Here is a 14,159-nt window from a genome sequence, read left to right as displayed (position 1 = left end):
GTTCAGGCCTCGATCAGCAGCAGGCAATTGAGCATCGCCTGGGCCATGTACTTTTTCACCATGCGCTCGGAAACCCCCAGGCGCTCCCCAATCGCGGCGTAGGTCAGCCCTTCCAGTTGCGACAGCAGGAACGCCTGGCGCACCCTGCCTGGCAGGCTGTGCAGCATGGCATCGATGGCAAGCAGGGTTTCCATGATCAACTCGCGGGTTTCCGGCGACGGCACACTGGCTTCCGGTTGCTGCGCCAAGGCATCCAGATAGGCGCGCTCAAGACTCTGGCGGCGCCAGAAGTTGACCATCAGCGAATGGGCGATGGTCGACAGGTAAGTGCGTGGCTCGCGCAGTGCCGGTAGCTCCCGTTCCCGCGCCAACACACGCAGGAAGGTGTCCTGGGCGATATCGGCAGCGTTGTCCGCACAGCCCAGGCGCTTGCGCAGCCAGCCATTCAGCCAGCCGTTGTGCTCAACGTAGAGTTGCTGCAGGGATCGAGGGGAAACGGACATCGATGGGCATCCTGTGGCGTGGCCGCAGCGGAAAGCCCGAAATGTTAATACTTCTCAATAAGAAGTTGCCAGCTCTCGTTTCAAGCCAGACGGCGAAAGCGCGGCCATTACGCCGACGACCTGCGTCTCAAAGCACCAGGGGGCGACGTCCGGCGAAAGCGTGGGCCAAAGTGCCGCCGTCGACCAGTTCCAGCTCTCCTCCCAGCGGCACGCCATGGGCGATGCGGCTGAGGATGATGCCCCTGCCATCGAGCAACTGGGCGATGTAGTGAGCAGTCGCCTCGCCCTCCACCGTCGGGTTGGTGGCCAGGATCACCTCGCCGAACTGCGCCTCGTCGATGCGCCGTATCAGTTCCGGAATACCGATGGCCTCCGGGCCGAGGCCGTCCAGCGGCGACAGGTGGCCCTTGAGCACGAAGTAGCGTCCGCGATAGCCCGTCTGCTCCACCGCGAACACATCCAGCGGCCCCTCGACCACACACAACAACGAATCGTCGCGGCGCGGATCGGCGCATTGCGGGCACAGTTCATCCTCGCTGAGCGTGCGGCAGCGCGAACAATACCCCACCCCCTCCATGGCCGCCGTCAGCGCCTGGGCCAGGCGCAGGCCACCGCTACGGTCACGCTCGAGCATCTGCAACGCCATGCGCTGCGCGGTCTTCTGCCCCACACCAGGGAGAATGCGCAGGGCGTCGATGAGTTGACGGATCAGCGGGGTGAAGCTCATTCGGGACGTACCGGAAAGTTGGAGGGTGGACGGATGCCAGGAGCCTGGGTCTTGCAATGATGGTTATCGCTTCGCTGATCGACGCGGCCCGACCTACACGGCCCGCCTCATCCTACGCCAGCCCACCGCGAGGCGAGTGGTGATCAGACGTAGTACAGAGCAAGGCGCGCTTCGAGCCGGGCAGCGGAGTTTACGGTTGTAAATGAGCAGCCCGGCTCGGAGCGCAACGCCGCTATGTGCTGCGGCTGGACGCCACGTTCAGAAAGGCATCTTGAAGCCGGGGGGCAGTTGCATGCCTGCGGTCATGCCGGCCATCTTGTCCTGGCTGTTCTGCTCGATCTTGCGCACCGCATCGTTGACCGCCGCGGCGATCAGGTCTTCCAGCACGTCCTTGTCTTCCTGCATCAGGCTGTCGTCGAGGTTGACGCGCTTGACGTCGTGGCGACCGGTCATCACCACGCTGACCAGACCGGCACCGGACTGGCCGGTGACTTCGGCGTTGGCCAGTTCTTCCTGCATCTTCTGCATTTTTTCCTGCATCTGCTGGGCCTGCTTCATCAGGCCGGCCATGCCACCTTTCATCATGGTGAAATCCTCACGTGTTCACGGGTTCGATGGAGTCGGCGCGGACCACCGCGGCGAACTGTTGAATCATCTGTTGCACCAGCGGGTCGTCCTGGATCGAGCGCTCGGCCTGGCGCTGGCGCTCGGCGCGCTTGCGCGCGGCGGCCTGGGCCGGGGTTTCCTGCTCGGGCAGGACCAGCTCGATGCGCAGTTTGACCGTACGCCCCAGGCTGGTATTCAGGGCATCGTTCAAGCGGCGCTGCTGGGTCGCGTTGAACAGCGCACTGTGGCCGGGATCGAGGTGCAACAGCCAATCGTCGCCATTGGCTTCGATCAATGTGCAGTTGGCGCCGATGTTGCCGGTCATGCCGCTGACGCCAAGACGCGGGAACAGCTCCAGCCATTCGGCGGCCAGGCCAGTCGCCGGTTTGGCTGCCGGCAGAGGTTCCGGCTCGGCAGGTGCTGCAGCAGGCGCGTCGAAGTCATAGTCGAGGCTGTCGGCATCGGCTTCGTAGTAATCGTAATCGCCGGGTGGCGGCTCGTCGTCATCCTCGACGGGCACCGCCGCTACCGGCACGGCCTCGTTCACCTCGGGTCCGTTCACGGCTTCGACAGCAGCGGCCTGGACGGCGACGGGCTCTGGCTCTGGCTCTGGCTCTGGCTCTGGCTCTGGCTCTGGCTCTGGCTCTGGCTCTGGCTCTGGCTCTGGCTCTTGATGAGTTGGATTTTCTGCCTGAGGTGCAACAACCGTCCCCGCTTCAACGGGGAGCTCTGGCGCAATCGGTGCCCTGGGCTCTTCCCAAGGCAAATCCACCGGAACCTCGGCAACCACGGGCTCGGCTTTCACAGGCTCTGGCGTCGGCTCGACAACCGCTTGGGCAACTTCGGCCACCGCAGGGGCCGTCACGGGAGCAACGGGCTGAGTGACAACCGGCGCGGCAACGGCAACCGGCGCAACCACCTGGGCCGCGCCGGCCACAGGGTTGGATGGGGAATCAGCGGTGGCCTTGCTGATTCCCAGGTCCTTTAACGGCGACCTGGGCGGAGAGCCCTCGGCATCGGCCGGGCGGAACGCCAGCATGCGCAACAGCACCATTTCGAAGCCACTGCGTGGATCTGGCGCCAACGGCAGGTCACGGCGCCCGATCAGGCCCATCTGGTAATAGAACTGTACGTCTTCGGCCGGCAACGCCTGGGCCAGCGCCAGCACCTTGTCACGGTCGCCCTGGCCGTTGTCGACCGCTTCGGGCAGCGCCTGGGCCACGGCTACGCGGTGCAGCACGTTGAGCATCTCGGCGAGCACGCCATTCCAGTCCGGACCTTGCTCCGCCAGGCTGCGCACCGCTTCCAGCAGCGCGCGGGCATCGCCTTCCAGCAGCGCATGCAGCACACCGTAGACCTGGCCATGATCGAGGGTGCCAAGCATGGCGCGCACGTCGGCGGCCAGCACCTTGCCCTCGCCGAAGGCGATGGCCTGGTCGGTCAGGCTCATGGCGTCGCGCATGGAGCCGTCGGCGGCACGGCCAAGTTGCCACAGCGCATCGTCCTCGAACGGGATGTTCTCGGCGCCCAATACATGGGTCAGGTGCTCGACCACCCGCTCCGGCGGCATGTTCTTCAGGGAGAACTGCAGGCAGCGCGACAGCACGGTGACCGGCAGCTTCTGCGGGTCGGTGGTGGCGAGCAGGAACTTGACGTGGGGTGGCGGCTCTTCGAGGGTCTTGAGCAGCGCGTTGAACGAGCTGGTCGAGAGCATGTGCACTTCGTCGATCAGGTAGACCTTGAAGCGTCCACGGGTCGGCGCGTACTGCACGTTCTCCAGCAGCTCGCGGGTGTCCTCGACCTTGGTCCGGCTGGCGGCGTCGACTTCGATCAGGTCGACGAAGCGCCCCTCGTCGATCTCACGGCAGACCGAGCACTGGCCACAGGGCGTCGAACTGATGCCGGTCTCGCAGTTCAGGCACTTGGCGATGATCCGCGCGATGGTGGTCTTGCCCACGCCACGGGTCCCGGTGAACAGGTACGCATGGTGCAGGCGCTGGCTGTCCAGCGCGTTGATCAGGGCCTTCAGCACATGGGTCTGGCCGACCATTTCGCGGAACGAGCGCGGACGCCATTTACGTGCAAGAACCTGATAACTCATGAAAAACCGTCGTGACTGGGGAAGCGGAGGTGGCTAATCCTAGCGGAGGGAGGGGGAAAATGCACCCAACAGCAGCGGCAAGCTGCTGGCCACGCGCTGCGAGTGAGAGCAAACGCCGCTCTGGCTTGAGCTTGCAACGGCCTAAAAGATGTAGTCCGTCGTGATGAAGCTCGACTCCCGATTACGAATGATCTCGCTGACCAGCGTCTTGTTGTCCTCGTTGAAGCGGGTCGCCACCAGGGTGCGGATGGAGAACACCCGCAGGGCATCCTGCACCGACAAGGTGCCTTCGGCGGAATTCTTGCGCCCGTTGAACGGATAGCTGTCCGGACCGCGCTGGCACTGGGCGTTGAGATTGATCCGGCCCACCTGGTTGACGAACACATCCACCAGGCGCCCGACCTCCGCCGAGTCGTTGCCGAAGAGGCTGAGCTGCTGGCCGTAGTCGGAGTGCAGCACATACTGCACCACCTCCTCTACGTCACGGTAAGGCACCACTGGCACCAGCGGGCCGAACTGCTCCTCCTGGTACAAGCGCATGTCCGGGGTCACCGGGCAGACGACGGCCGGATAAAAGAAACTGTGCAGGTGCGCCCCGCCATCATCGTTGACCACCTTGGCGCCCTTGGCCCGGGCGTCCTCCAGCAGCGCGTTGAGGTAGTCGACCTTGCCCGGCTCGGGCAGTGGCGTCAGCGCCACGCCGTCATCCCAGGGCATGCCCGGCTTGAGATCGGCCAGCCTGGCACTGAACTTGTCGAGAAAGGGTTGCAGCACGTCCTCGTGCACGAAGAGGATTTTCAACGCCGTGCAGCGCTGGCCGTTGAACGACAATGCGCCGGTGATGGCCTCGTTGACCGCGTTGTCCAGATCGACCCGGGGCAGGACGATACCCGGATTCTTCGCATCCAGGCCCAGGGCCGCACGCAGGCGGTGCGGGCGCGGGTGGAGCCTCTTCAGGTCAGAAGCGCCCTTGTGCGTGCCGATGAAGGCGAACACGTCGATCTTGCCGCTGGCCATCAGCGCGCTGACGGTCTCGCGGCCACGCCCGTAGATGACGTTGATCACCCCCGGCGGGAAACTGTCGCGGAACGCTTCCAGCAGCGGACGAATCAGCAGCACGCCGAACTTGGCCGGCTTGAATACCACGGTGTTACCCATGATCAGCGCCGGGATCAGGGTGGTGAAGGTCTCGTTCAGCGGGTAATTGTACGGCCCCATGCACAAGGCGACACCCAATGGCACGCGACGAATCTGGCCAAGGGTGCCCTGCTCCAGTTCGAAGCGGCTGGAATACCGGTCCAGCTCCTTGAGCGATTCGATGGTGTCGACGATATAGTCGCAGGTACGGTCGAACTCCTTCTCGGAATCCTTGAGATTCTTGCCGATCTCCCACATCAGCAGGCGCACCACCGCCTCGCGCTGCTCGCGCATGCGCGCCAGGAACAGTTCGACATGATGGATGCGTTCGGCGACCCGCAGGTTGGGCCACAGCCCGCGGCCGTGATCGTATGCCTGCACCGCGGCCTCCAGCGCCGCCAGCGCGGCATCGGCATCGAGCAGCGGCGTGCTGCCGAGGATCACCTGCTGCTCGCCCTGCCCGCTGGCCAGGTAGATCGGGCTGCGCACGGTCGCCAACGGGCCGTCCCAGCGCACCAGCGTCCCATCGAGCAGGTACTCGCGCTGCTCGATGGCAGGCCCGGGGCGATAGCGCTCGGGAATATCCTCGGCGCGGGGAAACAGGGACGCGGCATTGAAACGGGACATGCTCTACTCCTTGACGCTTTCATTCACGCTCGGTCGGTCCAGAAGGCTCAACGCCTCCGCGCTGACCGCCTGGACACGCGCCCAGTCGCCCTGGCGAATCCACTCGCGATCCATCATCCAGCTCCCCCCCACGCACATCACGTTGGGCTGATCCATGTAGTGGCGGATATTGCCCGGCTCCACGCCGCCGGTCGGGCAGAAACGCACGGTGGGAAACGGCCCGCCAAGGGCCTTGAGCGCCGGCACGCCACCCGAGACTTCCGCCGGGAACAGCTTGAAGCGGCGATAGCCCAGGGCGTAGCCGAGCATGATTTCCGAAGCGCTGCTGATCCCCGGCAGCACAGGCAGCGGGCTGTAGACGCCAGCGCGCAGCAGTTCCGCCGTACAGCCCGGGCTGACGATGAACTGCGCACCGGCCGCCTCGGCGTCGGCCAGCATCCATTCGTCGAGGACCGTTCCGGCACCGACGCACAATTCCGGGCGTTGCTCACGCAGGGTCCGGATCGCCCCCAGGCCATGCTCGGAACGCAAGGTGATTTCCAGGGTGCGCAGGCCACCCGCGGACAACGCATCGGCCAGGGGCAGGACATCCTCTTCACGGTCGATGGTGATCACCGGAAGAATCCGCGCACGGGTACACAGTTCGTCGAGCAGATCGACCTTCTCGAGCATGCTCGGCACGGCATCGCGGCGCTCGGCACCAGGGGATGAAAAGTTGCGCATGGCGGCTCCTTCGGGCTCAAGGGCACCAGTGGATTTCGAGGGGACGACGGAGAAAGGAACGAATCGGCATGGCTTCGTCCCCCACTCCGCCCATGGCGCGACGCAACGTCCGCAGCTTGCCTTGACCTTGCACGGCCAGAAGCGTGCGCCGCGCCTTTGCCAGCAGCGAGACCGACAAGGTCAGGCGCTGGTGTGGCACGCTCGGCGCCTGCATGGCGAAACAACGCACCGGCTGCACTGGGTCGAGCGCCTGGCTCAGGTTCGGGCTGGCGGGAAACAGCGAGGCGGTGTGCCCGTCCTCCCCCATTCCCAGCACCAGCACATCGATAGGCGGCAACTCGGCCAGGGCATGGTCGGCTGCCTGCGCCGCCTCCTCCAGGGTCGCCGCCGGCCGGTACAGGCCGATGAAGCGTGCCGCGGCCGCCTGCCCCTGCAGCAGATGCCTGTGCACCAACCCTTCGTTGCTGTCGCCATGACTGACGGGCAGCCAACGTTCGTCGGCCAGGCTCACCGTCACCCGCGCCCAATCCAGTCGCTGCTGCGCCAGGCGCTGGAAAAACGCTACCGGGCTGCGCCCGCCGGAGACGACCAGGCAGGCCGTGTCGCGCTTCGCAATGGCGCGACGCAAAGCTTCGGCCACCGTAGCGGCCAACTCGCTGGCCAGTTGCATGTCGTCGTCGAATTGCAGGCCACGGACGCCATCCGGGAAAGCCAGTTCAGAGATCGCCCTATAAGAATTCATTTTATTTGTTATCTCTTCGATCATGCGCCTGATTAGTACGCCGTAAAAAAGCACCCTTCAAGAATAATGTAGTAATAAAACTACACTTATCGATAACGCATGGTTTAACTATGGTCGAGCATTGGGCGGCTCATTAGGATAAGCCTCCAACAAGAATCACCGGGAATCGACGAATGGACCGCCTGCACAACCTGCTCGAGCAGATCCAGAATCGCCTTGGCGAACTCAACAAGGCCGAACGCAAGGTCGCCGAAGTCATCCTGCATAATCCGCAACAGGCGACACGCTACAGCATCGCCGCCCTGGCCCAGGCCGCCCAGGTCAGTGAACCAACGGTCAATCGCTTCTGCCGCTCATTCAGCGTCAGCGGCTATCCGGACCTGAAGATGCAACTGGCGCAGAGCCTGGCCAGTGGCGCAGCCTATGTCAGCCGTGCGGTCGAGGCGGACGACGGCCCCGAAGCCTATACGCGCAAGATATTCGGCAGCGCCATCAGCTCGCTCGACAGTGCTTGCAAGGCGCTCGACCCGAACCTGATCAGCCGCGCCGTCGACCTGATGATCCAGGCCCGGCAGATCCATTTCTTCGGCCTCGGTGCTTCCGCCTCGGTGGCGCTGGATGCCCAGCACAAGTTCTTTCGCTTCAACCTCGCGGTGGCGGCCCATTCGGACGTGCTGATCCAGCGCATGCTCGCCTCGGTGGCCCATACCGGCGAGCTGTTCGTGATCATCTCGTACACCGGGCGCACTCGCGAACTGGTAGAAGTCGCGCGCATCGCCCGACAGAACGGGGCCTCGGTACTCGGCCTGACCGCCGCCGGCTCTCCCCTGGCCAGAGCCTCGACCCTGAGCCTGGACATCCCGTTACCGGAGGATACCGACATTTACATGCCGATGACCTCGCGGATCATCCAGCTCACGGTGCTCGACGTACTGGCCACGGGCGTCACCCTGCGGCGCGGCGTGGACTTCCAGCCGCACCTGCGCAAGATCAAGGAAAGCCTCAATGCCAGCCGGTATCCGGCGGATGAGGAAGGCTAGGGTCTGGCTTGGCGCAAGGCGACCGCGGCGCCTTCCAGCCCCGGATGCTCGGCAGTCACCAGCCACACGGGCACGCCTTCGAGATAGCCACTCATGCAGCCCTTGTCGGCAAACGCCCTGGCAAAACCGCTGGCCTGGAAGAAGCCGGGAAAGCGCGGAATCATGCCGCCGACCACGAACACCCCGCCTCGCCCGCCCATGGTCAGGACGCTGTTTCCGGCCACCCGCCCCAGCCAGGTACAGAACTGGTCGAGCACGCCGGCCGCAACGGCATCGCCCGCCAGGGCCGCGTTGGTGATCTGCGCGGCGCTGGCCAGGCTCGGCGAATGGCCATCCAGCTCACAGGTCGCCAGATACAATTCGTGCAAGCCACCGCCACTGAGCACGCTTTCCGCGCGAATGTGGCCGATACGCTGGTACAACCGCTGCCAGAGCGCCGCCTCGCGCAGATTGCCGATAGGTAGATCGACATGCCCACCTTCGCCCGGCAGCGACTGCCAGCTCCCATTGCCCGAGGGCAACAGCGTGCCGACGCCAAGGCCCGTGCCCGGCCCGATCACCAGCGCCGGTCGATCCTTCTCGGCCACGCCCTCGACGACCAGCCGGACCTCATGCTCGCGCAAGCGGGTCATGCCGAGGGCCATCGCGGTGAAGTCATTGATCAGCAGCAGGCGCCCGACCCGCAATTGTTCGCAAAAACGCTGCCGGCTCAGTTGCCAGTGATTGTTGGTAAAGCGGAACAGGTCGCCGCCCACCGGCCCGGCCACCGCAAGGCATACGGCGCCAATATCGCCCGGCGCCAGCCCCTGGCTTGCCAAGTAGCGGGCGACCGCCTCCTCGGGCGTCTGGAAATCCGCCGTGGCGAATACCTGGATGGCCCGCAGCTCAGTGTTTTCGAGCAGCGCGTAACGCGCGTTGGTACCGCCGATATCACCGACCAGGGACAATTTCACCGCAGGCTCTCCAGATTGCTGGTAAAGGCACTGGCGCCCTGCTCCGCCGAACTGAGCGAAGCACGCATGAAGGCGAACAACTCGCGCCCCATGCCAACGCCCAGCCCCGTCGGCGGCGACACAGGCGCGCGCGCGGCGAATGCCTCAGCGTCCACCAGCAACTCCAGGCTGCCGGCCTTGCCATCGACACGCAGCAGATCGCCATCGCGTACCCGCGCCAGCGCACCGCCATCGATGGCCTCGGGGCAGACATGGATCGCCGCCGGGATCTTGCCGGAAGCACCGGACATGCGCCCATCGGTAACCAGCGCGACCTTGAAGCCACGGTCCTGCAATACACCAAGATAAGGCGTCATTTTGTGCAGTTCCGGCATGCCATTGCAGCGCGGCCCCTGGAAACGCATCACCGCCACCACGTCGCGCTCCAGTTCGCCAGCCTTGAAGGCATCCGCCAGCTCCTGCTGATCGTGGAATACCCGCGCCGGCGCTTCGACCACCTGATGCTCGGGCGCCACGGCCGAGACCTTCATCACCCCACGGCCGAGGTTGCCGACCATCACGCGCAACCCCCCCTCGGGCGAGAACGGGCTGTCCAGCGGACGCAGGATGTTTTCGTCCAGGCTCTGCCGACTGCCCTCGCGCCAGACCAGGCGGCCTTCTTCGAGGAACGGCTCCTGGGTGTAGCGACGCAGGCCACGGCCGGCCACGGTGTTGACGTCCTCGTGCAGCAGGCCGGCATCCAGCAGTTGGCGCACCATGAAGGCCACGCCACCGGCGGCATGGAAATGATTGATGTCGGCCTTGCCGTTGGGATAGACGTGAGCCAGGGTCGGTACCACTTCGGAGAGATCCGCCATGTCCTGCCAGGTCAGTTGGATGCCGGCGCTGCGGGCGATGGCCGGCATGTGCAGGGTATGGTTGGTCGAACCGCCAGTGGCATGCAGGGCAACGATGGAGTTGACCAGCACCCGCTCGTCGACGATCTCGCCGATTGGCGTGAACTCACCGCCCTGGCGGGTCAGGCGTACCACCCGCTGGGCCGCTGCGACGGTCAGCGCCTCACGCAGCGGCGTGTTCGGATTGACGAACGAAGCGCCCGGCAGGTGCAGGCCCATCATTTCCATGAGCATCTGGTTGGTGTTGGCGGTGCCATAGAAGGTGCAGGTGCCGGGGCTGTGGTAAGCCTTCATCTCCGACTCGAGCAACTCATCGCGGCTGGCCTTGCCTTCGGCATAGCGCTGGCGGACCTCGGCCTTGTCCTTGTTGGACAGCCCGGACGGCATCGGCCCGGCGGGAATGAACAGGCTCGGCAGATGGCCAAAACGCAACGCACCGATCATCAGGCCAGGGACGATCTTGTCGCAGATACCGAGGTACAGCGCCGCGTCGAACATGTTGTGGGACAGGGCCACCGCCGTGGCCATGGCGATCACCTCGCGACTGGCGAGGCTCATTTCCATACCCGGTTCGCCCTGGGTCACGCCATCGCACATGGCCGGCACACCACCGGCGACCTGGCCGACCGAGCCGATATCACGCAAGGCCTGGCGAATCTTTTCCGGGTAGTGCTCGTAGGGCTGATGCGCCGAAAGCATGTCGTTATAGGCGGTGACGATGCCGACGTTGGCGGAATCCATCAGGCGCAGGCGCTGCTTGTCACCCCCGCCACATCCCGCCACGCCGTGGGCGAAATTCGCGCACTGCAGCTTGCCGCGTACCGGTCCCTCACTGGCGGCGGCGTGGATCATCTCCAGGTAGCGGGCGCGAGTGGCACGGCTACGTTCGATCAGGCGGTCGGTGACCTCGATAACACGGGGATGCATGGAATCGACTCCATACCTTGTTTTTATAAAATCATGGACAACTTAAAAAATCGAATAAGGTGCAAAAAGAGCTTTTTTCATATTCGAAACAATATCATCGTCGCTTTCTCCGTGACATTCATGGCAAGCATGGCACGAATCGACCAACGCGGGTGATCGCATCGCACCCTTTCAAGCCGGGGCACTGGTTTCGCGAATACGGAAGGAAAAGAGAGGGCTCATCAATGGAGGCGGCCCTGCCAGCCACACCCCGGCACACAATGTTCCCGCTATGGCTGCTCCCTTCCGGGCCTGACCAGGCAGCACGCAAGCAGGCTCGGTAATAGTTGCGAACCGTATATGAATAGAGGCTTTGAGGTTGGCAGAAGCAAGAACCCTAGCCCTGCAAATCCGCCGTAGGGATCATCGAAAAATTCGAGGTGTAGCCAGAGTAGCCAGCGATGTCATACGCAGTTGCCAGACATTGCACGTGAGTCTGAATCCGCCCACTAGACGACTCCCAAGCCGATTGGATAAGCTGCCTTACTTGCAGTTAAAGGCCCCCAGGAAAGCACCAGATATGTCGACTCAAGCTCAACCTGTCACAGAGACGGCTAGCACATCGGCCCGCAAACCGTGGGAAACACCTGTCGTGCAAATACATGACGTCGAGGATCTGACCATGGCCGGCATCACGAGGAGTGATGATGGTGTGGGCGGTTCCAGTTGAGCACGCTCGACACGGTCTTTTTGAGTGTGTCCATACCCTGAGACGTCCCTTTTGCTCGTCCGCGTTGCCAAGGCTTGCCTGTAAAGCCGCCAAAGAAACAGCCAGCGCCCTTTGCCCTACCTACTTGGCAGCACGCCAATCGCTGCGTTGTATTGCCGTTCGCAAGAAATGCCCAACGGCGATCGGCCGTAATGCCTGAAAACCATCGACACGAGACGCACCGAGTTGAGCGAGTTGCTGTTGCAAGGCGCCCACATCGAGCAGTCGGTGAGCGAGCGGTTGGTTGTCCAGCGAGGCCACTTCGCCGATCAGGGCGTCCAGCTCCCGCTTCATTTTGAACTGCCAGTCCGCGCCTTGTTTACCTTTGACGCGTGATGCGATGAGGTGCTCAGGCCAGTAGCGACGTAGCGCCCGCCGCAGCAGCCATCGGTCAACGCCCTGGTTGTTGAACTGCGCCTCGGGAATGGCCTGGCAAAAATGAATGAGGCGGATATCCACTGTAGGATCGCGCCTGTCTACTCCGCACAGCGCCAGCGTTCCTTTACCGTATTCGGCAAAATCGTGCCTAAGCAACAATTTCTGCCGCCACATCCTACTTGCGTACCACATGATCGTCATATTGGGGCGACATCCCGCCTGGCGAATACGCCGCTGCCATTCCCGGTCGCGCAGAAGCGCGGCATTCACGCCGGCTTCTAATGACGCCCTTCCATTCATGGCCTTGAGACCCTGTTCGAGAATGGATTGCCAGCTATTGGGCAGTGACGGCATGAGCATGCGGTACAGAACCCCCAAGCGCCCGCGGAGCGTTCTTCCACGCCACTGCCACCTTAGTTGCTGCCCCAGCTCGGACAATCTTCCTTCACGCAGCAGGGTGTTCAGCAGTTGCCTGCCGTCATAGCTGAGGGTGAAGTTACCCAACTCTCCCGTCAGCAGTGTGGTGGCCCCATGGGCGGCGGCTCGCTGCGCGACGCTCATATCCCAGAGCAGATTGATCACGTTCTTGGCCGGACGGTTATAGAGTTCGAACAATTGCTCGAACAGGGTGGTGATGCTTTTATCGTCGGTACAGAGGCACTCGTGACGAACATTACCGAAGAGAGAGGCAACCTCGGCTGCCAAGGGGCCCTCATCCAGCAATCGACCTGAAGAGGGCAAGTCGGTTGGATTGGGCACCGACGTGAAAGCATGCAGTGCCTGCCCAGATGTTGCCAGCAACGTCGCGGCTACACTGGTGATTGTGGCGCTGTCGAAACCACCACTGATTTGACTGGCAATCCCTCCCGTAGAACGCAACCGGCAACGGACCGACTCCTCCAGCGTCTCCAGAAACGCATCGACATAGTCATCGTCGCGGTCGTAGTGAATCCGCTCCTCGGTCGGTGGCAACCAATAGCGCTGGGTGGAAAAACCACCATCGAACCGTACCGTTGCACTGTGACCTGGCAGTAAGCGCCTGATGCCCGCGAAATAACTGTGATCGGAATGGTCCGGCAGACTCAAGAGCAAGTCGCCAAGCCGCTCTTCATCAGGCGCGACCGGCACCTCGGGTAACGCCAACAAGCCCGCCGGCATGCTGGCGAAGCCAAACCAGCCGTTCCCTTGATGAAAAAACAAGGGGCGACGCCCCATATGATCCCGCGCCAAAAATAAACGTTGCCGCTGCCGATCCCACACGGCAAAGGCAAAGTCGCCCACGAGGCGGTGAAGACTTTGTTGTTCCCAGCGCACATAAGCTGCCAACAAGACATCCGCATCCGCCAACGAGCGCAAACGAGAGGCTGAAATACCCAGTGCCTCAGCCAATGCCGAACGGTTGTCCAAACGGACATCGCCAATCAGAATGAAGCGGCCGTCTCCGGAGACGAGTGGCTGCTGATCGTAGGAATCTTCTGGCAATAGCCGGGCAAGTCTACTGCCAAGAGCGATAGGGCCTTCGTGCCAAAGCCCTTGGGCATCACGACCGTAAGGCTCCAGCGCCGCCTGAACCATCGCGCAGCGCAAAGCAGCGGTCGGTTGCCGGTCGCACTGAACGATACCGCATATGGCGCTCATCGATTACTCCGCCCGCTGGCGTGCGCCTCGGGCGTGGCCAACCTTGCCTGGCGCGCATTGAGCACCAGGATGTCGTCGCACAACAACGAGTGGCCACGCTGCATCAACGCGGTGGCGGTAGTCGACTTTCCGCTTCCCGGTTCTCCCACCAGGGCCACGGCGGCCTCTCCTATCTGGAGCGCTGCGGCATGCAGAGGCAGTATTCGTCGCTGATGGCAAAGCAGTCCCAAGGCGGCTCCTAATAAGAAGGTCATGATCTCGCCTGGACTGACACCAGAGGTGGCAGCCACCGTGACCTCCCGACCTTGCGCCACGAGGATGGAGAGGGCCGCGTTGAGAGTGAAAAGCGCCCGGCCATCGGTATAGATGCGCATGAATGGACTGGACGGGCATGGTCGCTATTTGAATTCCTA

Annotated in this window: 12 protein-coding genes; 1 reads left to right on the top strand and 11 read right to left on the bottom strand. The window is 63.3% G+C overall.

Going from position 1 to position 14,159, the window contains the following annotated elements; translation table 11 throughout:
* Positions 1-2: 2 nt before the first annotated feature.
* The 7 genes from ACSZPK_RS06110 to pgl form a co-directional block, all read right to left on the bottom strand.
* On the bottom strand, positions 3-503 hold the full coding sequence (locus ACSZPK_RS06110) for a sigma-70 family RNA polymerase sigma factor (protein ID WP_437880522.1): 501 nt from the start codon (positions 501-503) through the stop codon (positions 3-5).
* A 127-nt stretch (positions 504-630) separates the two neighbouring features.
* Complete coding sequence (gene recR, locus ACSZPK_RS06105; RefSeq protein WP_437880521.1) at positions 631-1,230, bottom strand: recombination mediator RecR; 600 nt, start codon at positions 1,228-1,230, stop codon at positions 631-633.
* Positions 1,231-1,488: 258 nt separating this feature from the next.
* The gene (locus ACSZPK_RS06100) at positions 1,489-1,815 is read right to left on the bottom strand and encodes a YbaB/EbfC family nucleoid-associated protein (protein ID WP_437880520.1); all 327 of its coding nucleotides are present in this window, start codon (positions 1,813-1,815) and stop codon (positions 1,489-1,491) included.
* 10 nt (positions 1,816-1,825) lie between these two features.
* Positions 1,826-3,937, bottom strand: a complete 2,112-nt coding sequence (gene dnaX / locus ACSZPK_RS06095) for a DNA polymerase III subunit gamma/tau (protein ID WP_437880519.1) — start codon at positions 3,935-3,937, stop codon at positions 1,826-1,828.
* A gap of 141 nt (positions 3,938-4,078) precedes the next feature.
* Positions 4,079-5,701: an NADP-dependent glyceraldehyde-3-phosphate dehydrogenase gene (locus tag ACSZPK_RS06090; RefSeq protein ID WP_437880518.1), complete on the bottom strand. Its 1,623-nt coding sequence runs from the start codon at positions 5,699-5,701 to the stop codon at positions 4,079-4,081.
* A gap of 3 nt (positions 5,702-5,704) precedes the next feature.
* Complete coding sequence (locus tag ACSZPK_RS06085; RefSeq protein WP_437881002.1) at positions 5,705-6,373, bottom strand: bifunctional 4-hydroxy-2-oxoglutarate aldolase/2-dehydro-3-deoxy-phosphogluconate aldolase; 669 nt, start codon at positions 6,371-6,373, stop codon at positions 5,705-5,707.
* Between the two features lie 67 nt (positions 6,374-6,440).
* Positions 6,441-7,166: a 6-phosphogluconolactonase gene (gene pgl, locus ACSZPK_RS06080; RefSeq protein ID WP_437880517.1), complete on the bottom strand. Its 726-nt coding sequence runs from the start codon at positions 7,164-7,166 to the stop codon at positions 6,441-6,443.
* 182 nt (positions 7,167-7,348) lie between these two features.
* On the opposite strand from pgl, the gene ACSZPK_RS06075 reads away from it, so the two are divergent.
* Complete coding sequence (locus tag ACSZPK_RS06075; RefSeq protein WP_437881001.1) at positions 7,349-8,206, top strand: MurR/RpiR family transcriptional regulator; 858 nt, start codon at positions 7,349-7,351, stop codon at positions 8,204-8,206.
* Here ACSZPK_RS06075 and ACSZPK_RS06070 read toward each other — a convergent pair.
* The 4 genes from ACSZPK_RS06070 to ACSZPK_RS06055 form a co-directional block, all read right to left on the bottom strand.
* The gene (locus ACSZPK_RS06070) at positions 8,203-9,159 is read right to left on the bottom strand and encodes a glucokinase (RefSeq protein ID WP_437880516.1); all 957 of its coding nucleotides are present in this window, start codon (positions 9,157-9,159) and stop codon (positions 8,203-8,205) included. The two genes, ACSZPK_RS06075 and ACSZPK_RS06070, sit on opposite strands and share 4 nt — an antisense overlap.
* Positions 9,156-10,982 (bottom strand): phosphogluconate dehydratase, encoded by a 1,827-nt coding sequence (gene edd, locus ACSZPK_RS06065; RefSeq protein ID WP_437880515.1) that lies wholly within the window; start codon positions 10,980-10,982, stop codon positions 9,156-9,158. The genes ACSZPK_RS06070 and edd overlap by 4 nt, the downstream gene beginning before the upstream one ends.
* An 829-nt stretch (positions 10,983-11,811) precedes the next feature.
* The gene (locus ACSZPK_RS06060; protein WP_437880514.1) at positions 11,812-13,746 is read right to left on the bottom strand and encodes an asparagine synthetase B family protein; all 1,935 of its coding nucleotides are present in this window, start codon (positions 13,744-13,746) and stop codon (positions 11,812-11,814) included.
* The gene (locus ACSZPK_RS06055) at positions 13,743-14,120 is read right to left on the bottom strand and encodes a hypothetical protein (RefSeq protein ID WP_437880513.1); all 378 of its coding nucleotides are present in this window, start codon (positions 14,118-14,120) and stop codon (positions 13,743-13,745) included. Before ACSZPK_RS06055 ends, ACSZPK_RS06060 begins: the two co-directional genes overlap by 4 nt.
* Between the last annotated feature and the right edge of the window lie 39 nt (positions 14,121-14,159).

This window comes from Pseudomonas sp. LRF_L74 (genome assembly GCF_965644255.1).
GTDB lineage: Bacteria > Pseudomonadota > Gammaproteobacteria > Pseudomonadales > Pseudomonadaceae > Aquipseudomonas.
Note: the sequence above shows the minus strand (reverse complement) of the source record. Positions and strands in the feature narration are given on the sequence as shown.

Coding starts and splice junctions, on each gene's coding strand:
- pgl (WP_437880517.1), bottom strand. CDS start 7,166: ATGAATTCTTATAGGGCGATCTCTGAACTGGCTTTCCCGGATGGCGTC.
- ACSZPK_RS06055 (WP_437880513.1), bottom strand. CDS start 14,120: ATGCGCATCTATACCGATGGCCGGGCGCTTTTCACTCTCAACGCGGCC.
- ACSZPK_RS06085 (WP_437881002.1), bottom strand. CDS start 6,373: ATGCTCGAGAAGGTCGATCTGCTCGACGAACTGTGTACCCGTGCGCGG.
- ACSZPK_RS06060 (WP_437880514.1), bottom strand. CDS start 13,746: ATGAGCGCCATATGCGGTATCGTTCAGTGCGACCGGCAACCGACCGCT.
- ACSZPK_RS06100 (WP_437880520.1), bottom strand. CDS start 1,815: ATGATGAAAGGTGGCATGGCCGGCCTGATGAAGCAGGCCCAGCAGATG.
- dnaX (WP_437880519.1), bottom strand. CDS start 3,937: ATGAGTTATCAGGTTCTTGCACGTAAATGGCGTCCGCGCTCGTTCCGC.
- ACSZPK_RS06090 (WP_437880518.1), bottom strand. CDS start 5,701: ATGTCCCGTTTCAATGCCGCGTCCCTGTTTCCCCGCGCCGAGGATATT.
- recR (WP_437880521.1), bottom strand. CDS start 1,230: ATGAGCTTCACCCCGCTGATCCGTCAACTCATCGACGCCCTGCGCATT.
- edd (WP_437880515.1), bottom strand. CDS start 10,982: ATGCATCCCCGTGTTATCGAGGTCACCGACCGCCTGATCGAACGTAGC.
- ACSZPK_RS06110 (WP_437880522.1), bottom strand. CDS start 503: ATGTCCGTTTCCCCTCGATCCCTGCAGCAACTCTACGTTGAGCACAAC.